Genomic DNA, 22395 nt, shown 5'->3' with positions numbered 1-22395 from the left:
TATTTTGAAAGGATGAACGAACACCGGATTCCGCAGTTCCAATGGAACTCGCTGAGCTATCTCACCGCCCGAGCCGGACGCATCGGCACCCAGGAGCTCACCGAGCTGATGGAATCCGAGTCCTTGTCCCGGCATCATTTCACCATCATCTGCGCGCTGGAGGAGTTCGGCGGCATCTCCCAGAACGACTTGGCAGATCGCTCGAATGTGAACCGCGGCCATCTGGTGGCCTACCTCGATCAGCTGTCGAGCCGTGGGATCCTGGAACGCGAAGTTGATCCGGAGGACCGCCGCCGCAACGTCATCACGCTGACTCCCGAGGGCCGGAAATTCGCTGCCCGGGCGATGGAGGCTGCCTCGCATAACGAAGCCAAGGTCTTCGGCGCATTGGATGAGCCGCAGCGGGAGCAGCTGCGCGCCTTGCTGCAGCTGGTCGCTACGCAGGACGGCGAGGCACGCCAGTGAAGCGCCACCTGGAAGAAATAGTGCAGCGCAGCGTCGTCGTGGCCCCGCACCGCCCGTCGCTCATCCCGGCAGCCAAGGCGACGATCAGCCTGGCCGCGCCGCTGATCCTGTTGGCCGGCCTTGGCCGCCTTGACTGGGCAATGTATGCAGCGTTCGGCGCCTTCTGCGCGGTCTTCGGCCGTTTCGACGCGTACGCGCCGCGTTTCTGGCAGCAGTTCTCGGCAGGCATCGTGCAACTGGCCGCGATGCTGCTGGGCACCTGTTTTTCGCTTATCGAGGCACCGTTCCCGGTACGTGTGCTAGTGCTGGCATTCATTGGTTTTGGCGCCAACTACGTCTCCCATGCCGCGCGCTGGATGCCGCCGGGACCGGTCTTCGCGGTCTTCGCCGGCGGCGCCTGCCTGGGCATCCCGGCCAGTTCGCAAAGCTTCACCGGGGTGCTGCTGGCCGGCGGCGGAACAATGGCCTTCAGCATGCTGCTGATGCTTGGCCTGTCGATGCGCAAAGCCAACCTGCTCCATACCCTGCGCTCCGGATATGCCTGGGCGCCCTCGCCCCTGGCCATGGCCCAGTCGCTCCAAATGGGCTCGGGCGTGCTGCTGGCGGGCATCGCAGGGCATCTGCTCAGCGACGGCCACTGGTACTGGGCCAGTCTCGGCGCGATCGCCGCGGTCACCGGCGCTGATGCCTATGCGCGGGTAGCCCGCGGGCTGCAGCGCTGCGCAGGCACCTGCATTGGCGTAGCGCTGACCGCAATAGTTTTCGCCTTCGATTCCCCGGTCTGGGTGATCCTGGCCGCTGCGCTGGCCTCGCAGTTCGTCATCGAGCTGGTGATCCTGCGCAACTATGCGGTGGGGATGGTCTTCATGACGGTCACCGCACTGCTCATGGTCCACCTGGTCAGCCCTGAACCGGCCGCGTCCCTGCTCATCGACCGCATCTTCATGACGGCGCTGGGCGCCTTGGTGGGTGCGGTGCAGAGCATCGCCATCTCGCTGCTGGTGGCCCGCCGGCGCCAAGGCCGAACGCCGGGGGCTACCAGTGCTCGGTGACCACCTGCGCTTCGAGCTTGCCGGCCTCGATGGAGATATGGCGGGCTAATTCCAGGTCCAGTGCTCCCAGATGCTCGGGCTGGTTGTGCGTTAGGCGCAGCTCGACGATGGAAACCCGCCACTCCAGGTGCGGATGCCGGTTGTCCTGCTCGGCGCGCAGGCCTACCTGGACAATGAACTGCAAGGCCGTGCTCGCGCAATCGAAACGGTAAGCGGCCCGCAAACCCAAGTCATCACGCTTCCAATCAGGCAAGGCGCCCAGCCTCTGATCGAATTCGAAGCGCGGTAACGGACCGGTTGATGCCATGGTTCTCTCCTCCAAGCGGCAGCGGGTCGGACTATGCAAGTGGTTGCTGCCTGCCATCATGATCGCATCGACCCCGGCTATCGCGGTAGCGATCCCAGCGACTATGCAGTTAGGCCCCGGCATCGGGTGATGCCGGGGCCCGGCTGAGACAGCTGTCAAGTGCTCGGGCTACTGGCGGATGTCCTCGGCAACCTGTGCGGCGGTTTCCGCTTCGCGCTTGGAGAAGGACTTCGCATCGCTGTAGGCGGCGGCCTCATAGCGTTCGTGCGCCACCTTCGCCAGGTGCGCGGCGCGCAGTGCCTGGTGCTGGGGGTTGCGGCGGATGTACAGGTAGCCTGCGCCCAGGATCAGGAACCATGCCGGGGTGATCAGCAGGGCGCTGAAGGTATCGGCCTGGGTGGTTAGTGCCCACAGGATGAAGCCGAAGAAGCCGAGTACCACGTAGGGCATGACAACCCCGCCGGGCACCTTGAACTTCGAAGCATCATGAAGATGCGGGCGGCGTGCGCGGAAGACCAGGTAGCTGAGCAGGATGATGGTCCACACGAACATGAAGCACAGGGCCGAGACGGTGGTGACCAGGGTGAAGGCACCCATCACCGAGTCGCCGCTGTAGAGCAATGCGACGCCTGCCAGCAGGAACATGCAGGAGAACATCAGTGCGTTCTTCGGCACCTTGCGGCTGGAAAGCTTGGCGAAGCCCTGGGGCGCATCGCCTTCCATGGACAGGCCGCGCAGCATGCGCGAGGTCGAATAGATCCCCGAGTTGGCGCTGGAGGTCGCGGAGGTGAGCACCACGAAGTTGATGATGCCTGCCGCACCGGCCAGGCCGGCCAGGGCGAACATGCCCACGAACGGGGACTGCTCGGCGGAGAACAGGTTCCACGGTTCCACGGTCATCAAGATGATCAAGGCTCCGACGTAGAAGAACAGGATGCGGATGGGGATCGAATTGATCGCCTTGGGCAGCGTCTTTTCGGGGTCCTTGGTTTCCGCCGCGGTCGTGCCAACCAGCTCGATGCCCACGAACGCGAACACCGCAATCTGGAAGCCGGCGACGAAGCCCATGAAGCCGGTGGGGAACATGCCGCCTTCGGTCCACAGGTTGGAGAAGGAAGCGGTGGCCGAGTCGTGCTCGAAGCCGGTGATGACCATGACCAAGCCGACCACGATCAGCGCGCCGATGGCCACGATCTTGATCAGCGCGAACCAGAATTCGGTTTCGCCGAAGGCCTTCACGGTGGCCAGGTTCAGCACCAGCAGCAGTGCGATGCAGCCCAGCGCCGGGATCCACAGCGGAAGGTCGCCCCACCAGAAGGCGACGTAGTGGGCGATGGCCACCACGTCGGCAATGCCGGTGACTACCCAGCAGAACCAGTAGGTCCAGCCGGTGAAGAACGCCGCCCACGGGCCCAGCAGGTCCCCGGCGAAGTCGGCGAAGGTCTTGTATTCGAGGTTGCTCAGCAGCAGCTCGCCCATGGCGCGCATGACGAAGAAGAGCATGAAGCCGATGATCATGTAAACGAAGATGACCGACGGGCCGGCGACCGAAATGGTCTTGCCCGAGCCCATGAACAGGCCGGTGCCGATAGCGCCGCCAATGGCGATCAGCTGGATGTGACGATTGGAGAGCCCGCGCTCGAGAGTGGGATCAGAACTGGTGGTACTCATGCTGGTTGCCTTCCAGGAGTGTGGCGTGACGCCCCGAAGGTGTCCTGCCTCCAAGCCTTCATGGCTTGGAGCACAGGGACTCGCTTCGATGAGCACATCCGATAGGGAGGGGGCCAGCTGGCGTGCCTAGCAAGCTGCGCAGGGAGCAGGAGCCAGGTAAGCCACGGGGAGTACCTCGAAACCGGTGCGCTCGGTGCGGCACTGTTCTTGGTCCCTCCCCAATCTGTATGTCTACCTGAGAGTTTTCACTTCGGCCCGAATACTGGGCGAAGCTTGCTCCTTCGGTGAGCGCGGTACAACCGCGCTGCTTTCCAGATTTGCCTCGTCGTGGCGGTACGGGTGCCTGAGAGTTTCCCGGGGAGGAAATTGCTCCTACGGCGCCCGCCCATGGTGTGAGCGGATCTCTCCCGCCACGCATCAACGGCATATGTGGTGATTGCCATCACAGTATGCGCAGAAAAATGAACGTGGTGCAAGTCGCAATTTCACACTTCGGGCCCCGGATAACCGCTTGGCCACGCCAATCGTGGAAAGTGGCTTGCGAAATGGGGGGATTCTCCGCTTCGTAATGATTCGGGAAGCAAGGGCATGGATGCGGCAAAGCGGGGCATCGGTTCAACCGATGCCCCGCGTGGGGAGGTACGGAGGGCTACTTCCCGAACCGTCGCAGCCGCAGCGAGTTCAGTACCACCAGCACCGAGCTGGCTGCCATGGCCGCTCCGGCGATCATCGGGTTCAGCAAGCCCAGGGCCGCAATCGGAATGCCGGCAGTGTTGTAGGCGAAAGCCCAGAACAGGTTCATCTTGATGGTGGACAGGGTTCGGGCCGACAGGTCGATGGCCTGCGTGACCTGATGCAGGTCGTTACCCATCAGGGTGATGTCCGCGGCTTCGATGGCCACATCGGTGCCCGAGCCCATGGCGATGCCGAGGTCGGCCTGCGCCAGTGCTGGCGCGTCATTCACGCCATCGCCCACCATGGCCACGACCTTGCCCTGCTCTTGCAATGAGGTGATCGCCTGGGCCTTGCCGGCAGGGAAGACCCCGGCGAATACGTCCTCGGCCTTGATGCCTACCTGGGCGGCAACCTCGGTAGCCACCGACTGGTTGTCGCCGGTCAGCAGCACCACGCGCAGGCCGCGCTCCTGGAGTTCGGCAATAGCTTTTGCGGAGCTGTCCTTGATCTTGTCCGCCACCGAGATCACTGCCTGGAACTGCTGGTCCACCGCGACCAGGATGGCGGTCGCGCCGGCCTGCTCGGCTTCCGCGAGCATGGCCTTGGCGCAGTCATCCAAGGACGCGCCCTGGGCTTCGAGCCAGCTGAAGCGGCCTACGGCAACGCGATGCCCGTTGACCGTGCCGACCACGCCGCCGCCCGGATCGGAATCGAAGTCGCTGGCTTCGGGCAGCGGGCCCAAGCCGGCTGCGGCCTTGGCGATGGCCTGGGCGATCGGATGCTCGGAATGGTGTTCCACGGCACCGGCCAAGGCCAGGACCTCATCGGGATCGACTCCGTCGATGGCCCGGGTGCCCTGATGGGCCATGACCCCGGTGGTCACGGTGCCGGTCTTGTCCAGCACGATGGTGTCCAGCTTGCGGGTATCTTCCAGGACCTGCGGGCCGCGGATCAGGATGCCCAGCTGCGCGCCGCGGCCGGTACCGACCAGCAAGCCGATCGGGGTCGCCAGGCCCAATGCGCAGGGGCAGGCGATGACCAGCACGGCGACCGCAGCGGTGAACGCCTGGTAGGGATCGCCGCTGGCAAAGAACCAGATCACGAACGTGAGCAGCGCAATGGCCAGTACGATCGGTACGAAGACGGAGGAAATCCGGTCAGCCAGGCGGGCAATGGGCGCCTTGCCCGACTGGGCTTCGGAGACCAGCTTGCCCATCTGGGCCAAGGTGGTGTCCGCGCCAACGCGGGTAGCTTCGATCACCAGCCGGCCCGAGGCATTCAAGGTCGCGCCGGTGACTTCATCGCCGGGCCCGGCCTTCTGCGGGACCGATTCGCCGGTAAGCAGCGAGGTGTCTACCGCGCTGGCGCCGTCAATGACCACGCCGTCAGTAGCGATCTTCTCGCCGGGGCGCACCACGAAATGGTCTCCGACCTGCACCTGCCCGGCAGGGATCTTCACTTCCGCGCCGTCGCGAAGCACCACTGCATCCTTGGCGCCCAGGTTCAGCAAGGACTTCAGCGCATCGGATGCCGAGGACTTGGCGCGGTGCTCCAGGAAACGGCCCAGCAGCAGCAAGGTGGCCACGACGCCGGCAGTTTCAAAGTAGAGCGCATGCTCGGACATGGCCATGCCGATATGGGCGGTCAGCTGCGGATCGAGGATCAGCTGCACTGCAGAGAAGAAGTAGGCCGCGAGCACACCGAGGGAAACCAGAGTGTCCATGGTCGAGGCCAGGTGCCGTGCGTTGACGGCCGCTGCCTTGTGGAAAGGCCAGGCGCCGTAGAAGACCACGGGAGTGGCCAGCGCGAAGGCGACCCAACCCCAATGCGGGAACTGCGCTGCGGGAATCATGGAAATGATGAACAGCGGAATGGTGAAGATCGCGGAGACCAGCAGGCGGCGCAGCAGGTGGTTGGGCACCAGGTGCTCGTGCCCGCCGTGATCATGCTCCCTGTGTCCCTGGTGATCCGAACCGGCGGGTTTGGGCGGGTGCTTGAGGGAAGCGGTATAGCCGGCGGCGTGCACCGTATCGATCAGTGCCTCATCGGTGACATCGGCTGGGACCTGGACCTTGGCGGTTTCCAGGGGCAGGTTCACCGTCGCGCTGACACCGGGCAGCTTGCCGAGTTTGCGTTCCACCCGATTCACGCACGAGGCGCAGGTCATTCCCTGGATGTCCAGATCGACGGTGCGCAATTCGGGGATTGTTTCATGCGGGGCATGGGAAGTCATGATTTACGACCTTGCACTTTCTTGCCGTTGAGGCTTGGTGCCTGGCTTTTTTGCGGCTAGGCGTTAATTGCTTCGACGGTGTAACCAGCCTCGTCGATGGCATTGCGAATGCTCTCTTCGCTTACGGTTGCGCTGGTGGTGACGTTGGCGGTGGACACGCCCTTCGCATCGAGGAACACTTCCACCTCTTGCACCCCATCAAGCTCCTTGAGCTCCTCGGTGACAGAGGATACGCAGTGGCCGCAGGTCATGCCGGAGATCTTGATTTCCATATGGCTAGTCAACGGGGTGCTCTGCTCGCGGGGAATGATCTGCAGGCCCTGGTTGGAGTTCTTTTCCGAGGAGCATCCGCAATTGCAGTTGTGGCTCATGATCTTGCTCTCTTTCGATGAATTCTGTGTGAATTGGAAATGGGTGCGTTGGGGCGCGCTCAGCGCACCAAACGGGAGATGGCGGCCGTGGCCTCGGCGATTTTGTCTTGCACGATGGATGGATCACCCGTCTCGATGGATGACTTGGCCGCATCAACCACGCAATGGCCGATATGGTCATCGATCAGCTGCACGCTGACCTTGTGCAATGCCGCGTTGATAGCGGAGATCTGGGTCAGGATGTCGATGCAGTACTTGTCTTCATCGACCATCTTGGCCACTCCGCGCACCTGGCCTTCAATGCGCTTCAGGCGTCGTTCCAACGCGCTTTTATCCGCGTGATAGCCGTGGTGCTCAGCTGTTTCATGTGGCGTGTGGTTGGTATCCATATAACGATTATACCCCCTAGGGGTATTAAGTCAAGTACCCCCTAGGGGTATCCAGCATCCCCCAGCCGGAGAGGGAAGCACGGTAGGATTTCACCCGTGAGCCACAACGAACTTCATGTGCGTCCGATTTCCGGCACCGAGCACTCAGCATTCCTTGAGACCGCCCAAGACGTCAGCTTCCTGCAGCGTCCCGAATGGGCTCAGGTCAAGGGCGGCTGGCGCGGTGAATCCCTCGGCTGGTTCGAGGAAGACGAGCTGGTGGGCGCGGCACTGGTGCTGCATCGTGCAGCCCCGGTCATCAAGAAGACCCTCGCCTACATCCCCGATGGCCCGGTCATCGACTTCGGCACCTATGCTCCGGGACAGGTAATCCAGCCGCTGGCCGCCTACCTGAAGAATCGTGGCGCATTCCAGCTGAAGATGGGCCCGGGACTGGCCGTGCGCACCTGGGGTGCCGCCGCGGTGCGCAAGAACCTGGGCAAGGAAGGGTTCACCCAGCTCGCTGACCTTGAAACCCAGAGCACCTCAGGCACCGCGCTAGCGCTGAATGACGCCTTGCTGGAAATGGGCTTCTCCAAAGAAGATGTGGGACTGGACTTCGCTGCGGGCCAGCCGGAATTCGTGGCCCGCGTGGCGTTGCAAGATGATGACGGCAACCAGCTGGACGTGGACCAGGTCATGGCCAGCTACTCGGCGACCACCCGCAACGAGACCCGCAAGGCGCTGAAGAGCACCCTGGAAATCGAAGTCGGCCAGACCAAGGACATGGCCCGCTTCCATGCCCTGTACAACCACACCGCGGATCGCCAGGACTTCACCGGCCGCCCGCTGGGCTACTTCGAGAAGATGCACACCGTGCTCAACGAAGCGGTGCCGGGCTCCTGCACCCTGTACATCGCCAGCAATGAAGGCGTGGACCTGGCCGCATCCATTGTCATCCGTTCCTCGAACCTGGCCTGGTACCTGTACGGCGCTTCCTCCTCGGAGCAGCGCAAGCTGTTCGCGCCGAAGGCGATCATGCAGCACATGGTCATCGATTCCATCGAGGCCGGTTGCCGCTACCTGGACCAGGGCGGCGTGAGCGCGACCCTGGACAAGGAGCACCACCTCTCGGGGCTGACCAAGTTCAAGACCAACACCGGCTGCGACATCGTGCAGACCAACGGCGAGTGGGACCTGGCGCTGAACAAGCCCCTGGCGTGGGCCTTCGAAAAATACATGAACTGGCGCAAGAAGTAGGGAAAACACCACTTTGGCAATCGATCCAACCCAGCCATTTGTCCCGGTCATCCTCGGCGGGGACATCGGCACCTACACCCTGGCGCGCGAATTCTACGAGGCCTACGGGGTTCGCTCGGTGGTCCTGCCGGCTGCCGGCAACGGCGTCATCGAGCACTCGATAGCCATCGAACTGCGCCCCATCGGCTCCATGGCCGACGAGGGACGCGTAGTCGCGGCCCTGGCCGAGCTGGCCGATGAGCTGAAGTCCGCGGCGGATCGGCCGCTGATGCTCTTCGGCTCCCTGGACTTCCACATCATGCTGATCGCCAAGAACCGTGAGCAGCTTGAGGAACAGTACGTCATCCCGTACCCCCAGCTGGAAACCATCGAGGGTGCGGCACTGAAAGAGAACTTCTACGCGCTCGCCGAAAAATTGGGCATCGCCCATCCGCGCACCGCCGTGTATTACCCGGGAACCCCGCTGGATTCGCTTGTAGGTTCCTTCGACTACCCGGTCATCGGCAAGCCATCGAGCTCCGCGGATTGGATCGCCGCCAAGTTCGCGGGCAAGCAGAAGATCCACACCATCGACAGCCGCGCCGACCTCGAAGCCCTGGTTTCCAGAATCGATGGCAGCGGCTACGACTCGGGCTATATCTTCCAGGAGTACATTCCGGGTGGAGATGACGCGATGCGCCTGTGCACCTACTTCGCCACCCAGGAAGAAAAGGTCATCTTCGCCGGCTACGGCGAAGTGGTGATCGAGGAGCATGCCCCGCTGGTGCTGGGCAATTCGGCCGCCATTGTCAGCAGTCGCAACGATGCGATGGCCGCCGATGGCGCGCGCATGCTCGAAGAACTGGGCTGGCGCGGAATTGCCATGATCGATGCCAAATACGATCACCGCGATGGCCAGATCAAATTCTTCGAGATCAACCCGCGCCTGGGCCGCAACCACTTCTACCTGACCGCAGCCGGGGTGAACCCGGCCCGTTTCTATGTCACCGAGTTCCTCGGCGCGCAGTTCGATCAGTCGAACCCGGAAACCGACGCGGTGGTGGACACCGGGACAGGTGTCTTGCAGCTGTCGCGCCAGCGGCTATTCACCGTGCTGCCGCACCACTTGCTGCGCCGCTTCCTGGACAGCGGAACCGGCCGCAAGGCGGAAGCACTGCTCAAGGCCGGCAAGGTCTCGAACCCGTTGAAATTCGCAGCCGAGAAGAACCCTCGCCGCAAGCTCTACCTGCTGTTGAATGCGGCCAACCACTACCGCAAGTTCAAGGCGTTCCCGCCGCGCACCCAGTAGGCTTGCCCAGGCCTAGGGCCTAGGAGTGGCCGGTGGTTGCGGTTTGAAGGCGTCTCCAGGAATTGCCCACCCGTCGCGCGCCTGGACCCAGGGGCTTTGGGCGATCTGCGCCCCGTCCAGGATGTCAAGGGACGTCGGCTGGCCATCGTATTGGGGTGCGAGCTGGACCGGTTTCATTCCCTTGGCTGCGGCGATGACCAGGGCAACGGTTTCATCCGGATCCTGGGACGTTGACATGGCATTCCAATCCAGCGTCGAAATCACCGCTTCGCCGGAAGGGATGGCAACGCGTTCAAGGAGGATATCCGGTTCGGGCTGCAGCTCGATATCCGGCTGGGCATCGCCGGCATCGTTGAGGAAATCGATCTGCGGGTAGGACTGCAACGCGCACGAGCGAGCAGAAATGTTCTTGGCGTAGACCGCCATGTACCGTGAACCGGCAGCTGCATCGGGTGCGCCGAGGGCTATTTCCAAGTCCCCCTCTGCGCACAACGGAGCTGACTGATTCGCTGGCCAGCTTTTGACCTTGTCGGGAAGAACCACAGGCTTGGGGATCAGCCATTGTGGTTTCTTGTCTCCAACCCAGCCTTCAGCAAGGACCTCGTATCGAGGCGATGCCAGCTTGTAGGGCATGGGCTCGCCAAAGGGACCCTGCCGCTCCAGCCATAAGCGGGTTTCCTTTTCCGCCTCTGCTGGCGCCTCGTTGCCGAGGACCAGGTTCAATCCGGAATGATCAATGCTGGCGCTCTCGAAGACACCTCGCTTGGCCGCCTCGATAAGAAGCTGGAGCTCGGGAATATCAGTGCGATTCGCGGGCGAATAGCGCACGGATCGGTCTGCTAGTGCCAAATCGGTGGGGTGCTTGGCCTGTGCAGCGAATTTTCCCAGCGCCAGCAGCTGCTCCAAATTAAACGCCGTGGCCGAGTAGTTAGCCGCACTTGCCGCGCCGAGCTCGCGTAGGCGGAACGCGAATGAAGCCCTCTCACCGAGAAGACCAGGCTTCGCTTGCTCTTCGCCTCCAAAGTGCGAAAAATTGTCGGAGACTTCCAGTGGGTAGGTTTTCGTCTTTGAGCCTGGGATATTCTGGGGTTCACCGGCGACAAAGGCCAGATCGATGTCCCGCAAGTTCAGGGCATGGGCCCCAGCCTGGATCTGTTGTGCCATCTCCCGCACGATTTCTTCCGCTTGTGCAGGATCGAGCTGATCCGAGAGCACGAATTGCAGGTCAACTGACAGATCCGGTGCGGCCAAGGCATCGTGATCCATGACCTCGGAGGACATCTGGACGCCAAGGACCCCGTCCCGGTCCTCGACGGCTGCAACGAAATCGCAAACTTCATCGGGCGCGTCGCAGGAATTCCATGGCTGCCAGATCACCAGGATGGCTGCGATAAGAGCCAGTGCGATGACGCTAGCTCCAGCGCGCAGTGAATTCATCTGGCTACTGTATCAAATGCGACCTCATGCTTGACCGCTGGTACTCCGGAAAACGGTAACCGGATAATGCGAGTAAAATTTCAAGCACACGTATTGAAAGCGAGTTCCCATGAGTTTGAAAGATCGCCTGCGCGATGACAGCATCGCCCATCTGAAGGCCGGCAACGAGCTGGAGAAGACGACCCTGCGCAATATCCTCAGTGCCATCGGCACCAAGGAAAAGTCCGGAAAGAACCCCAGCGAGCTCAACGACCAGGATGTCGAGAACCTGCTTCGCAAGGAAGTCGGCAACCGCGAGGAAACTGCTGGACTGGCCGCCAAGGATGGCCGCACCGAATTGGCTGAACGCGAACTGGCCGAAGCTGCATTCATCTCCACGTACCTGCCCAAGATGCTTGACGAAGCGCAAGCCCAGGACATTGTCGAGAGGATCATGGCCGAACTTGCAGCCGATCACGACCTGACCATGAAGGACATGGGCCAGGCCATGAAGCTGGTCGGCGCCGAAATCGCTGGCCGCTTCGACGGCAAGGCTGTCTCCCAGATGGTGCGCGCCAAACTGGGCTAGCCAACACTGGACTTTTCATTCGGCACGGGCCGTCCCACTTTTGGGGCGGCCCGTTGCCGTAGTCCAGGCAACGGGGATGGGAACCGGGTTTTGAAGCAGATAGTCTGTGGATACCATGCCTGACTTCCCGAAAAACCGCGCCACCCTGTCCAAGGGCTCTGGCGCACTGCTGATCCTTGCCATCATCCTGGCCTCGCTGAACCTGCGTCCTGCCGTCACCTCCTTGGGGTCCCTGCTTGATCTGGTGATTGGCGACCTGCAGATGAATGGCTTCGTGGCCGGAATGATCACCGGCATCCCTCCACTGTGCTTCGCGCTGCTGGGTCCCTTGGCGCCGCGGCTGGCCGGGAAGCGCGGACCGGAACTAGTGGTGGCCTCAGCCATGGGTGCTGTCCTGTTGGGCATTGCCCTGCGCGCGGTGGCTCCGGGGACCGGATTCTTCCTGCTGTGCACCGCATTGGCCCTTGCGGGCATCGCGGTGGGCAACATTCTCATGCCGGTACTGGTCAAGCGCTGGTTCCCGGGAAAGATCGGGATTGTCACCGGCGCCTACACTACGGCGGTTGCCTTGGGTGCTTCCGGAGTTGCGGGGGTCGCCGTGCCGGTGAATCAGATGCTCGGCGGAAACTGGCGCGTGGGCTTGGGATTCTGGGCAATTCTGGCCTTGCTGGCGCTGGTGCTGTGGCTTTTGGTGTACTTCGGGATGCGCAACCAAATCGCAGCCCAGCAGCAGCATCTTGCCAGTAACTCAAATGATGCGGCCGACATCGGGCCGATGAGCAAGAACGCCACCGCATGGTGGGTGGCGTTGTTCTTCGGCGGGCAGTCCGCCGTGGCTTATATCTTCATGGGGTGGCTGCCCAAGATCTTCATCGACTTGGGAGTCTCGCCGGCATTCGCTGGATCCCTGCTGGCGATCCTGCTGGGTGTGGGCGTGCCTTTGTCCTTCGTGATGCCGGCGCTCGCTGCCAAATTCTCGAACCAGGCGCCACTGGTGATCTTCAACGGTGCCGTGGGCATCATCGCGATCATCGGCATGCTGCTTGCTCCGGTCCAGGGAGCGGTGCTGTGGTCGGTGCTGCTGGGCATTTGCGGGTCGAACTTCCCGCTGGCCTTGACCATGATCGGCTTGAAGGCCCGCACCGCCGCGGGTGTCTCGAAGCTCTCCACCTTCGGCCAGTCTGCGGGCTATCTGCTGGCGTTCCCCGGTCCGTTCCTGGTCGGGGTGCTGCACGAAACTTCGGGTTCATGGGTTGCGCCAATGTGGCTAATTGCCGGCTTGATCGTTTTCCAGACCCTGGTCGGCATCATGGCCGGGCGTCCGCGCTACATCGAGGACACGCAACTAGAGCAAGTGCGCTAGCTGGCGACTTCGCCGGTCGCGGCTGAGTCGACGTGCTTGTCGAAACCGAGATCTGCCTGGCTTCCTGCGACCCGTCCGGCCAATGAGGCATTGGCGCTTCCGGCTGCGGCGCGGTTCCTGCTGCGGCGCAGGAACGGATATTGGCTGCTGACGAATTCGTCGACCTGTTCCTTGCGGCTAGCCAGGACCAGTTCGGTCCCGCTGCCGCTGTGCACGCTTTCTTCCTGGTAGAGGATGGCGATGCGCGAAGCGACTTGCAGGTAGAAGCTGCGCTGGAATTCGCGGCGTTCAATGGTTTTCTCGGAATCGGTGTACCAATTCGCGTAGAGCTTGCCCTCCTGTGCCCACCAGTGGGCCATGGCAGCAGTCGCCTGGACAACCAAGGAGGCGAAGAGATTCTTGACGGTAGCTACATCCGATTCATGGCCGATGATGTACAGCCTGCACGAGGTCGAGTAGTTGCTTTGCAGCATGGACACCGTGCGGAAGGCCCGGCCCACAGCGGACAGGCCATCGCGCTGTCCCAGGCGGTAGACGCCGCGCATATCGAAGTGCTCCTCGATAATGGCTTCCTTCTTCTTGCCCCGGTGGGCCGAGTCGGCATCCAGTTCCGCACGGCCGATGCCATAGCGCACCATGAGCCGTTCGGCATGTTCCTGGAAGGCCTGCGCTTCGTGCGGAAAAGTGGTGTTCTCGGCCTTGTTCAGCAATAGGGCAATGCGTTCTTTCAAGCGTTGCAGCTTTTGCTCAGAGGTGCTCATGGCTTCTTCCTTGCTAGCGGTCCGGCGGTGGCGAAGCGGTCATATCCGGTTCTCTGCATTAGTTTGCCACGAGGTGCAGAGCCCTGCTTGAGGGGCTGTGGGTAACTGCCGCCAGTGGACCCTAGCCGGTTGTGCAAACCGCGCGTAGAGTGAAGGCACCAAGCAGGTCCAGCAGGCCCGCGAACTTCGCTTCGCGGCTGGTCATCGGAGGTTGTGATGGGTGATTTTCGTGCATACACCATGGAAGAGCGGGCCACGTACCTGGCTCCTTCATGCGATCGCTGCGGGCAGCACCGCCACATAGTGTGGGAGAAGGTTGAAGGAACCCAGACCTACCGTCCGCGTGATGCGGGGTGCTCCAATGAGGCCTGCACCGCCTAGCTAGCGCAGCGTGCGGGCAGGTACCGCTCACGAGCGGATGCCCAGGCTTGCCGAGATGCGTGCCGAGGCGGCCGTAAGCACGGCTGCAATGTGGTTGCGATCGCGTTCCAGTGGCGGGTAGATGACGGCGATGGCCGCGGGCTTGCCCTGCGGGAGCACCAGCGGAACGGCAATCGAGGTTAGTCCCGGGATCACTTCGTCATGGCTGAATTCGAAGTTCTTGGCCGGGTGCTCCTGGGGATTGAGCATGGAACGGATGACCCGTCCCGGTGCGCCGTTGTCGATCGGATGGCGGGTGCCCGGGCGCTGGGCCACGGTGGCATCGGCGAGCCGGGGTTCTGCGGTGCTCAGGGTAACGGCTGCCTCGCCATCGAAGACGACAAGCAGCGCCGTCATCTGCAGCTCATCGGAGACGGTGGCCAGATGCGGTGCGGCCGCGGCCTGCAGGGACTTGGCGACGTTGCGCGCCAGCGCGCCCAGGCGGGCTCCCAATTCGAGCTCGCCTGCCGGATTGCGTTCCACGAATCCGTACTGCTCGAAGGTCTTGACCAGCCGGTAGGCCATGGAGCGGTGCACGCCTAGCAGTCCGGCGAGTTCCGAGACGCTCAGCGGCGTCGCGGATTCCCCGATCAGGGTCAGTGCCTCTAGCCCGCGGCCCAGGGTCTGCGAACCGCCTTCGGTGGTTTTGCTCATGTTCCAATCATTCCATCTGGCCTGCGCAGATGCCTGCCGCGCTGTTCCCGGTGTGATCCACGTCTTGCCTACAGCCTACGTGAAAGCTACGATTGTTTCTATAGTTAGGACAGTGTCGCAATTATAGAGACAATGAAGTTCAGCGGCACAGCGATAGGGGAGCCACATTATGCAGATTCACCACAGGGGATACGTTTCCGGGGATCCACGGGTCAAGGAAGCGGCCGGCTACGGCATCGACCGCGCCGAGCAAATTCCCGATGAAATGGATGTGCTGATCGTTGGAACCGGTCCGGCGGCCGCCGTGGTGACCGCGCAGCTCTCGCGCTTCCCGAGCATCAACGCCCGCGCCATCGAGATGCGCCCGGGCCGGCTCGACGTCGGCCAGGCCGACGGCATCCAGGCCCGCTCGGTGGAAACCTTCCAGGCTTTCGGCTTCGCCAACGAGGTTGTCGAAGAGGCCTACCGCAATGTCGAAATGTGCTTCTGGACCCCGGACCCCGAGAACCCGGCGAACATCAAGCGCCATTCGCGTGCTGCCGACGACTCCACCGGAATGAGCGAGTTCCCGCACATCTACGTGAACCAGTCGCGCATCCTGGACTACTTCCTGCGTGACGCCGAACGCGCGCCGGGCAAAATCACCCCGGACTACGGCGTGGAATACCTCGGCTGCGAGATCGACCCGGACGCCGAATACCCGGTGTCCGCGCGCATCAAGTACGTGGCGGGGCCGCGTACTGGCGAAGAGCGCACCGTGAAGGCCAAGTACCTGGTTGGCGGCGACGGCGCGCGCAGCCAGGTGCGCCGCTCGCTGGGCCACAAGCTGCACGGCGATGCGGCCCTGCATGCCTGGGGCGTCATGGACGTCATGGTCAACACCGACTTCCCGGACATCCAGGTCAAATGCTCCATCCAGTCCCATGACGCGGGCAATATCCTGCTTATCCCGCGCGAGGGCGGCTATCTGGTCCGCTTCTACGTGGACCTGGGCGAGCTGACCGCCGAGGATGCCGGGGCCATCCGCAACACCCCGGTCGAGGAAATCGTGGCCACGGCCAACCGCATCATCCACCCGTACACGATGGACGTGAAGAACGTCGCCTGGTTCTCGGTCTACGAGGTGGCCCACCGCATCACCGACGGCTTCGACGACGTCTCCGATGAGGAGCGCGGCACCCGCTGCGCGCGCGCCTTCATCATGGGCGATGCCTGCCACACCCACTCGGCCAAGGCCGGGCAGGGCATGAACGTGTCCATCCAGGACGGCTTCAACCTGGGCTGGAAGCTGGCCGCCGTGCTCGAAGGCCGCGCCCCGGATGCGCTGCTGGATACCTACGCCGGGGAACGCAAGGTCATCGCGCAGAACCTGATTGACTTCGACAAGGAATGGTCCACCCTGATGGCCAAGTCCGTGGACGATTGGGAAGACCCTGACGAGCTGGAGAAGTACTACACCAAGACCCAGGAATTCCCTGCCGGGTTCATGACGCAGTACACCCAATCGCTGATCACCGCCGGCCTGGAGCACCAGGATCTGGCCCCGGGCTTCCCGGTGGGCAAGCGCTTCAAGTCCGCCGAGGTCATCCGCCGTTCGGATAACCGCTGGCGCCACCTGGGCCACTTCCACGAGGCTGACGGACGCTGGCGCATCTACGCCTTCGCCGATGCGGCTGCACCGGCACTGGAGGGCACCGCAATGGCCGACTTCGCCGCTTGGTGGAGCGCCGATCCGGCATCGCCGCGCAACCTGTACACCCCGGCAGGCGGGGACGAGGATGCCGTTTTCGATACCAAGGCCATCTACCAGCAGGACTATACGCAGGTCGAGCTGCATGATGTGCCCAAGGCCTTCCAGCCGCTGAAGGTCCCGTACGGCCTGCACGACATCAACCAGGTATTCGCAGCCGGCCACGGCCGCGACATCTTCCGCGACCGCGAAATCAGCAAGAACGGCGCCATCGTGGTGGTTCGCCCGGATCAGTACGTCGCCGGGATCTTCCCGCTGGATGCGCGTGAGGAGATCGCCGCGTTCTTCGCCGGGAACATGCTTCCGGTCAACGGCTAGGAAACCCTATTGGCTCTTTTGGCCGCACCCTGCTGAACCATGGGTGCGGCCAAGGGGCCAAGCCTGCATAACTGCCGCCAAGCTGTCGCGCGCTGCTGGTAGCCTCGGGTGCATGAGCGCACTTTTCGACACGCTGCCGGTTCGCCGCATCACCGAACATCCCAAGGCACCCATGGATCGTTCCGACTGGGCCGCCCAGATCCCGGCGGTGCAGCAACTGCTTGACGAGGGCCTTGAACTGGGCCAGCTGACTGTGCTGGTGGGGGAGAACGGCGCGGGAAAATCAACGCTCGTCGAGGCGATTGCAGCGGCCTTTGGGCTGAATGCCGAGGGCGGAACCCGCAACAGCATGCACCAGACCCAACCCACCGAATCCGGGTTGTCCTCGCACCTGCAATTGGAACGCGGAGCCGGTGCGTCCAAGGCCGGCGTGTTCTTGCGCGCGGAAACCATGCACGGGCACTTCGCCTATCTGGGCTCCATCGGCTCGCGCGGAAAGCACAATTTCCAGAGCCATGGCGAATCCTTCGTCGAGTTCTTCACCGAGCGCTCGTATGTCAATGGGTTGTGGGTTTTCGACGAAGCCGAGTCAGCGCTGTCCTTCAATGGCTGCCTCATGCTGCTCTCGCATATTGCAGATCTGCTGCGTTCCGGTTCCCAGGTAATTCTCTCCACCCACTCGCCAATTCTTGCTTCCTTGCCGGAGGCGCGGATCTATGAAATCGGGGAGTGGGGCATCCGCGAATCGGACTACGACGAGTTGGACATGGTGCGGAACTGGCGGCTTTTCCTGGATGCCCCGGGACGGTACCTGCGCCATTTCAATGACTAGATTGCCGACGCAGCGTGGTCTTCGGTTAGAGCGGCGCTGCTAATTCCCCTAAGCTTTAAGCAACGGAAGACGAAGGGACGCACTATGGCCAAGAAGCGCTCAATTTGGGCTCGAATGTTCGGTATCGGCAAGGCTAACGCCAACGCCGCTTTGGATGCTCTGGAGGATCCGAAGAAGATGCTGGACCAGTCGGTTCGCGAATACACCAACAACATTGCCCAGGCCGAGCAGGCGGTTGCCCAGACCATCGGCAACCTGCGCATGGCCGAGGACGACCACGCCAAGTTCCAGCAGGAAGCCAAGGACTGGGGCAACAAGGCGCTGGCCGCGTCGAACAAGGCTGACGAATATTCTGCCGCCGGTGACAGCACCAACCAGCAGAAGTTCAACCAGCTGGCTACGGTGGCCATCCAGCGCCAGATGGATGCCGAGAAGCGCGCCAAGAACCTGGGATCCACGATCACCACCCAGCGTGATGTCGTGGCCAAGCTGAAGACCGGTCTGAACACCATGCAGGCCAAGCGCCAGGAACTGGTGGCCAAGCGCGATGAGCTGGTGGCCCGCGCGCGCAATGCCAAGACCCAGAACCAGATGATGGACACCCTCAAGGCCCTGGACATCAACGACCCGACCAGCGAGATCAGCCGCTTCGAGCAGCAGATCCGCCAGGACGAAGCCAAGGTCCGCGGTGCGCAGGAACTGGCGGCCTCTTCCCTGGATGCGCAGTTCGCGCAGCTGGAAGACCTCGGTGCCGAGACCGAAGTCGATGCGCGCTTGGCAGCCTTGAAGGCCAGCAACGCCCCGCAGGACATCCTCGAGGAAGCCGACGGCGCAGCGCAGATCGAAGCCGGCGCACCGCAGGTTTCCGAGATCGAAGCACGCCTGGCTGCCTTGAAGAAGAACCAGGCCTAGGTCCTAGCCACAAGCGCCAAAGCGTCCCTTCCCGGATCACTACTGATCCGGGAAGGGACGCTTTGCCTTTTTCGTGGGAACCGGGTCTAGCGGCCAACCGATTCCTGGGCGGTGCCTGCTGGATGCAAGGTGGCACTGCCTGCGGAGACATCGATCGTGATCTTGTTAGGGGAGTTCGGATCGGTGGCGAGCAGGTTCTCGACGGATCCGGCGGCCGTATTCTGCCGCAGATCGTAGGTGGCCTCGGGCAGTTCCAGCTCCAGCGAGCCGGCGCTGACACTGCCCTCGATGCTCTTGGGCGCCGTGCCCGAGAGTTCGCCAATGAGTTCGCCGGCCGAGATATCAAACCGGGCGCTTCGGACATTGTCCAGGCGCACCGTTGCTTCCCCTGCGCCCAAGTCGATATCGGCGGTGTGCGCGCTGCCGGTGAGGTTCAGCTCCCCGGCACCGACTTCAACCACCAGGTCCTTGTAGGCGCCGACTGCGTTGAAGGATCCGGCGGACAGCTCGAAGTCCGCATCCAGCCTTCCGTTGTCCATGGATTGCGGAAGCACCAGCGTTGCCTCGTTGTCGTCGAATCCGCAGCCGAAGAAGCAGAAGTTGTCCCAGGCATTCGGGGCTTCGACGATGAGCCGATCGCGCTCCCGATGCAGCTTCCAGCTCGCGGACTTGGCGCTTTTGACTTCAAGTGTTGCCTTGTCGGTGTCCGCAAAGACCAGATCGAAGCGTCCCGAGCTCGCCGAAACTTCCAAGGCGGTCACCCCGGAGACCTCTGCTTCGTGGACCGAATGCTCCCGGGAGACCGAAGCGAAGGCGCTGCGTGCCGTGGCGATGACCAAGGTGAGAATGACCAGCCCGCCGAGCACCGCGAGGATGATATTCAGCGGCTTGCCGTTGTTGGGTGGCGCCGGTGGGTTTGGCGGTAGCGGCATGGTTTGCGTGGTAGTCATGATCCTGTCCTGTCTGTGCGGTTGGTGCCCAGGGTTTCAATATGAGCCAGGGCTGCCAGCACGCGCCGGTTGCCCGTTCCGTCGGCTTCCAAGCCGAGTTTCTGGAAGATGGAAGTGATGTACTTTTCTACGCTGGCCTCCGAGAGGAAGAGCAGCGCGGCGATCGCCTGGTTGGATTTTCCTTCGGCCAGTGCGGCCAGGACTGTGCGTTCCCGGTCGGTCAGCTTCTGCATGCGGTCATCGTGATTGCGTCGAGTCAACAGCTGTGCCACCACTTCCTGGTCCAAGACGGTTCCACCACCTGCAATCTGCTCCAGCGAAGCAATGAACTCGCTGACATCCGCAACACGGTCCTTGAGCAGGTAGCCGATCGCTCCGGACTGGGTGGAAATCAGTTCCGAGGCGTAGCGCTCCTCGACGTACTGGGAGAGCACCAGCACCGGCAGATCCGGATACTTCTTGCGCAGTTCCAGCGCCGCACGGATGCCTTCATCCGTGTAGGTCGGCGGGAGACGGACATCAAGGATGCAGATCTGCGGGAAATCATCGGCGGACGAGTTGTCCAGGAAATCCATCAGCCCGCTGGTTTCGGGCAAATCCGCGACAACATGGTGGCCGCTGTGGGCCAGCAACCGGACTAGCCCTTCACGCAGCAGGACCGAATCCTCGCAAATCAGTACGCGCATGGCACGTTCACCTCCACTGCAGTTGGCCCGCCCTGGGGGCTGTCCAGGTTGAAGGTGCCGCCGGCGGCGAGCACCCGATTATTGATTCCATCCAGCCCTCCGCCGGGGGTGATGCGCGCCCCGCCGGTGCCGTTGTCCTCGATGCGGGCCCACAGGCTCTGCCGGCCCTCATGCTCCCGGACCCTCACGGTGATCTGGCAGCGCTGGGCCCGCGAATGCTTGGCCGCATTGGTCAGCGCCTCGGCAATGGCGAAGTACACCGCCGCTTCGGCCACGCGCGGATAGCGCCCATTGAGCTGGATATCCAGGCCAACCGGGATATGCGAGCGGCCTGCGATAGCCGAGAGCGCCGCATCCAGTCCGCGGTCATCGAGCACCGACGCGTAGATTCCGCGGGTGAGCTGGCGCAGTTCGGTAATCGCGGACTTGGTTGAAGCGTGGGCTTCGGCCACCAGTTCCTTGGCCTGGCGCGGATCGCTGTCGATCTGCTGGTGCGCAAGCCCCAAGGTCATGGCCACGGAGACCAGCCGGGGCTGGACCCCATCGTGCAGGTCGCGTTCGATGCGGGTGCGCTCCACCTCTGCGGCGCGCACCGCTCCTTCGCGCTGCACCGCGGTCGTGCGCACGCGTTCGACCAGTGCACTCTCGCGGGCAATAGAGCCGACGATTCCCACGGTGACCATCCGGTGCAAGAAAACCAAGCCGATAACCACTGCTATTCCCAGCAGCGCCGCCAGCACCAGCCAAGGTGCCTGGCTTACCGGGGTCTGGAAGCCCCACAGCCCGGGAACGGTTCCCAGCGGGTCGGCATTATCTGCCCGCAAGACCGGGGCGAAGGCAACGATGGACGAACGCACGGCCATTTGCAGGGCAGTGAGCATCAGCGAACCGGCGAGACAGGAGAAGAGCAAGCTTCCCAGCAGCGCCCACATGCGTCCGTTGGACACATTGCGTCCGAGCGAACGGACGTATTCGCCAAAGCCTTCACGGCGGCGTGGCCGCCAGGTCAGCGGAGCGACGTCCATGTCGTAGAGGTTGCTGATTCGAGTCAGCTCGAAGCGGGCCAGGCCGAAAAGCGCATAGACCAATCCGGCCAAGACGACCAGGCCCAAACCGAGGATCGGGGTCAGCGCGACGCCTAGCGAGAGCCAGGCCAGCAGCAGCGAAAACAGGATCAGGCCGGCAGACCCGAACAATGCCATATGCAGCAGCGTCATGCCCAATCTCAGTGGGGGACGGGCAGGTGCGGTGCCCGGTAGAACCTTAGGTGTCGAAGTCATACCTCAACACTAGAGCGCGCAGGTCAGCGCCAACACCGAGGGAGCCGGAGTTCTTCATTATGGAAAACCCGAAGAATTTGCCTCCCAGGGTGCCCTTTTGGGTTTTCGGAGCGCAGGATGGACAGATGGACACGAACCAGGATCCGCAGGCGGCAGGAACAGCGCCCATCGAGATCAGGCCCCTGGCCGAAGAACGCATGGACGACTTCGCGACGGTAGTGAATCCGAGCCGGAGGCAGAAGCATTGCTGGTGCTTGTCGCACCGGATCGGTGCCGCCGAGATCAGGGAACGAGGTGCAGGGGACCGGTTCGCCGCCATGCGCTCGCTGAGCACCGAGCCGATTGCCCCGGGAGTGATCGCCTATCGCGCAGGGGAACCGGTAGGCTGGTGCAGCATCGCTCCGCGATCGAGGATCCCACTGCTGGAAAAGTCCAAGCTCATCAGGCCCGTGGATGATCTGGAGGCTTGGAGCATCACCTGCATGGTGGTGCGCAGCGGCTACCGCCGCCAGGGCGTGAATCGGGAAATGGTCCAAGGCGCAGTGCAGTATGCGCGGGACCTCGGGGCGCCAGCGGTCGAAGCCTACCCAGTGGATCCGGCAGGGCGGATGGACCTGACCATGGCCTTCGTCGGAACTAGGAAGATGTTCGAGCAGGCCGGGTTCGAGGTCGTCGGGGTCAGCGACGCCCAGGCCAGCAGGATGCCCCGGCTGATCATGCGCATGGTTTTCTGAACCGCCAGGGTTTACCAGAAATTCAACCGCAAGCTTCATG

21 protein-coding genes and 1 riboswitch are annotated in these 22395 nt (G+C 62.8%); of the genes, 10 read left to right on the top strand and 11 right to left on the bottom strand.

What is annotated here, in order from left to right; translation table 11 throughout:
• Positions 1-12 precede the first annotated feature (12 nt).
• Together ACIQTS_RS03840 and ACIQTS_RS03835 are read left to right on the top strand one after the other, a co-directional pair.
• Entirely contained in the window at positions 13-465 is a 453-nt protein-coding gene (locus ACIQTS_RS03840; RefSeq protein WP_105662061.1) for a MarR family winged helix-turn-helix transcriptional regulator, read from the top strand.
• Complete coding sequence (locus tag ACIQTS_RS03835) at positions 462-1517, top strand: FUSC family protein (RefSeq protein WP_402471361.1); 1056 nt, start codon at positions 462-464, stop codon at positions 1515-1517. Before ACIQTS_RS03840 ends, ACIQTS_RS03835 begins: the two co-directional genes overlap by 4 nt.
• Here the strand turns inward: ACIQTS_RS03835 and ACIQTS_RS03830 are convergent.
• The 5 genes from ACIQTS_RS03830 to ACIQTS_RS03810 form a co-directional block, all read right to left on the bottom strand.
• On the bottom strand, positions 1501-1824 hold the full coding sequence (locus ACIQTS_RS03830) for a 4a-hydroxytetrahydrobiopterin dehydratase (protein WP_359185145.1): 324 nt from the start codon (positions 1822-1824) through the stop codon (positions 1501-1503). The genes ACIQTS_RS03835 and ACIQTS_RS03830 overlap by 17 nt on opposite strands.
• 168 nt (positions 1825-1992) lie before the next feature.
• Positions 1993-3495, bottom strand: a complete 1503-nt coding sequence (cycA, locus tag ACIQTS_RS03825; RefSeq protein ID WP_402471358.1) for a D-serine/D-alanine/glycine transporter — start codon at positions 3493-3495, stop codon at positions 1993-1995.
• 321 nt (positions 3496-3816) lie between these two features.
• A riboswitch (glycine riboswitch) is annotated at positions 3817-3915 on the bottom strand.
• Between the two features lie 229 nt (positions 3916-4144).
• A complete protein-coding gene (locus ACIQTS_RS03820) occupies positions 4145-6403 on the bottom strand; it encodes a heavy metal translocating P-type ATPase (protein WP_402471355.1) in 2259 nt (752 codons plus the stop codon).
• A gap of 56 nt (positions 6404-6459) precedes the next feature.
• The gene (locus ACIQTS_RS03815; RefSeq protein WP_365942782.1) at positions 6460-6774 is read right to left on the bottom strand and encodes a heavy-metal-associated domain-containing protein; all 315 of its coding nucleotides are present in this window, start codon (positions 6772-6774) and stop codon (positions 6460-6462) included.
• Between the two features lie 59 nt (positions 6775-6833).
• Positions 6834-7163 carry a metal-sensitive transcriptional regulator gene (locus tag ACIQTS_RS03810; RefSeq protein ID WP_105656113.1) on the bottom strand — a complete coding sequence of 110 codons (330 nt, stop codon included), beginning with the start codon at positions 7161-7163 and terminating at the stop codon, positions 6834-6836.
• Positions 7164-7259: 96 nt separating this feature from the next.
• Between ACIQTS_RS03810 and ACIQTS_RS03805 the strand changes: the two genes are divergently transcribed.
• Complete coding sequence (locus ACIQTS_RS03805) at positions 7260-8402, top strand: peptidoglycan bridge formation glycyltransferase FemA/FemB family protein (RefSeq protein WP_133834168.1); 1143 nt, start codon at positions 7260-7262, stop codon at positions 8400-8402.
• Between the two features lie 13 nt (positions 8403-8415).
• Complete coding sequence (locus ACIQTS_RS03800) at positions 8416-9690, top strand: carbamoyl-phosphate synthase (RefSeq protein WP_402471351.1); 1275 nt, start codon at positions 8416-8418, stop codon at positions 9688-9690.
• Positions 9691-9702: 12 nt separating this feature from the next.
• Here ACIQTS_RS03800 and ACIQTS_RS03795 read toward each other — a convergent pair whose 3' ends face one another.
• Entirely contained in the window at positions 9703-11127 is a 1425-nt protein-coding gene (locus tag ACIQTS_RS03795; RefSeq protein ID WP_402471348.1) for a DUF4232 domain-containing protein, read from the bottom strand.
• 109 nt (positions 11128-11236) lie between these two features.
• Between ACIQTS_RS03795 and ACIQTS_RS03790 the strand changes: the two genes are divergently transcribed.
• Positions 11237-11695, top strand: a complete 459-nt coding sequence (locus ACIQTS_RS03790) for a GatB/YqeY domain-containing protein (RefSeq protein ID WP_105662056.1) — start codon at positions 11237-11239, stop codon at positions 11693-11695.
• A 115-nt stretch (positions 11696-11810) separates the two neighbouring features.
• Positions 11811-13058 carry a CynX/NimT family MFS transporter gene (locus ACIQTS_RS03785; protein WP_402472134.1) on the top strand — a complete coding sequence of 416 codons (1248 nt, stop codon included), beginning with the start codon at positions 11811-11813 and terminating at the stop codon, positions 13056-13058.
• On the opposite strand, the gene ACIQTS_RS03780 is transcribed toward ACIQTS_RS03785, so the two are convergent.
• Together ACIQTS_RS03780 and ACIQTS_RS03775 are read right to left on the bottom strand one after the other, a co-directional pair.
• Positions 13055-13819, bottom strand: a complete 765-nt coding sequence (locus ACIQTS_RS03780; protein WP_402471345.1) for a DUF2786 domain-containing protein — start codon at positions 13817-13819, stop codon at positions 13055-13057. The two genes, ACIQTS_RS03785 and ACIQTS_RS03780, sit on opposite strands and share 4 nt — an antisense overlap.
• 408 nt (positions 13820-14227) lie before the next feature.
• Positions 14228-14893 carry a helix-turn-helix domain-containing protein gene (locus ACIQTS_RS03775; RefSeq protein WP_365942775.1) on the bottom strand — a complete coding sequence of 222 codons (666 nt, stop codon included), beginning with the start codon at positions 14891-14893 and terminating at the stop codon, positions 14228-14230.
• Between the two features lie 169 nt (positions 14894-15062).
• Between ACIQTS_RS03775 and ACIQTS_RS03770 the strand changes: the two genes are divergently transcribed.
• The 3 genes from ACIQTS_RS03770 to ACIQTS_RS03760 all read left to right on the top strand — a co-directional run bounded on the left by ACIQTS_RS03770 (position 15063) and on the right by ACIQTS_RS03760 (position 18705).
• Entirely contained in the window at positions 15063-16961 is a 1899-nt protein-coding gene (locus ACIQTS_RS03770) for an FAD-dependent monooxygenase (RefSeq protein ID WP_365942774.1), read from the top strand.
• Between the two features lie 112 nt (positions 16962-17073).
• Entirely contained in the window at positions 17074-17793 is a 720-nt protein-coding gene (locus ACIQTS_RS03765) for an AAA family ATPase (RefSeq protein WP_102599184.1), read from the top strand.
• A gap of 84 nt (positions 17794-17877) precedes the next feature.
• Complete coding sequence (locus ACIQTS_RS03760) at positions 17878-18705, top strand: PspA/IM30 family protein (protein WP_365942773.1); 828 nt, start codon at positions 17878-17880, stop codon at positions 18703-18705.
• Between the two features lie 86 nt (positions 18706-18791).
• On the opposite strand, the gene ACIQTS_RS03755 is transcribed toward ACIQTS_RS03760, so the two are convergent.
• The 3 genes from ACIQTS_RS03755 to ACIQTS_RS03745 are packed head-to-tail and all read right to left on the bottom strand — an operon-like array spanning position 18792 to position 21621.
• Positions 18792-19655 carry a hypothetical protein gene (locus tag ACIQTS_RS03755; protein WP_400341368.1) on the bottom strand — a complete coding sequence of 288 codons (864 nt, stop codon included), beginning with the start codon at positions 19653-19655 and terminating at the stop codon, positions 18792-18794.
• Positions 19652-20341, bottom strand: a complete 690-nt coding sequence (locus ACIQTS_RS03750) for a response regulator transcription factor (protein ID WP_332727922.1) — start codon at positions 20339-20341, stop codon at positions 19652-19654. Before ACIQTS_RS03750 ends, ACIQTS_RS03755 begins: the two co-directional genes overlap by 4 nt.
• Complete coding sequence (locus ACIQTS_RS03745; protein WP_402471339.1) at positions 20329-21621, bottom strand: sensor histidine kinase; 1293 nt, start codon at positions 21619-21621, stop codon at positions 20329-20331. The genes ACIQTS_RS03750 and ACIQTS_RS03745 overlap by 13 nt, the downstream gene beginning before the upstream one ends.
• Before the next feature lie 125 nt (positions 21622-21746).
• Between ACIQTS_RS03745 and ACIQTS_RS03740 the strand changes: the two genes are divergently transcribed.
• Positions 21747-22355 (top strand): GNAT family N-acetyltransferase, encoded by a 609-nt coding sequence (locus ACIQTS_RS03740; RefSeq protein ID WP_332489208.1) that lies wholly within the window; start codon positions 21747-21749, stop codon positions 22353-22355.
• The last annotated feature ends 40 nt before the right edge of the window (positions 22356-22395 follow it).

Source organism: Glutamicibacter sp. NPDC090743, assembly GCF_044769125.1.
In the GTDB taxonomy this organism is placed as follows: Bacteria; Actinomycetota; Actinomycetes; order Actinomycetales; family Micrococcaceae; genus Glutamicibacter.
The sequence above is the reverse complement of the archived record's forward strand: the minus strand, read 5'-3'. Positions and strand labels throughout refer to the sequence as shown.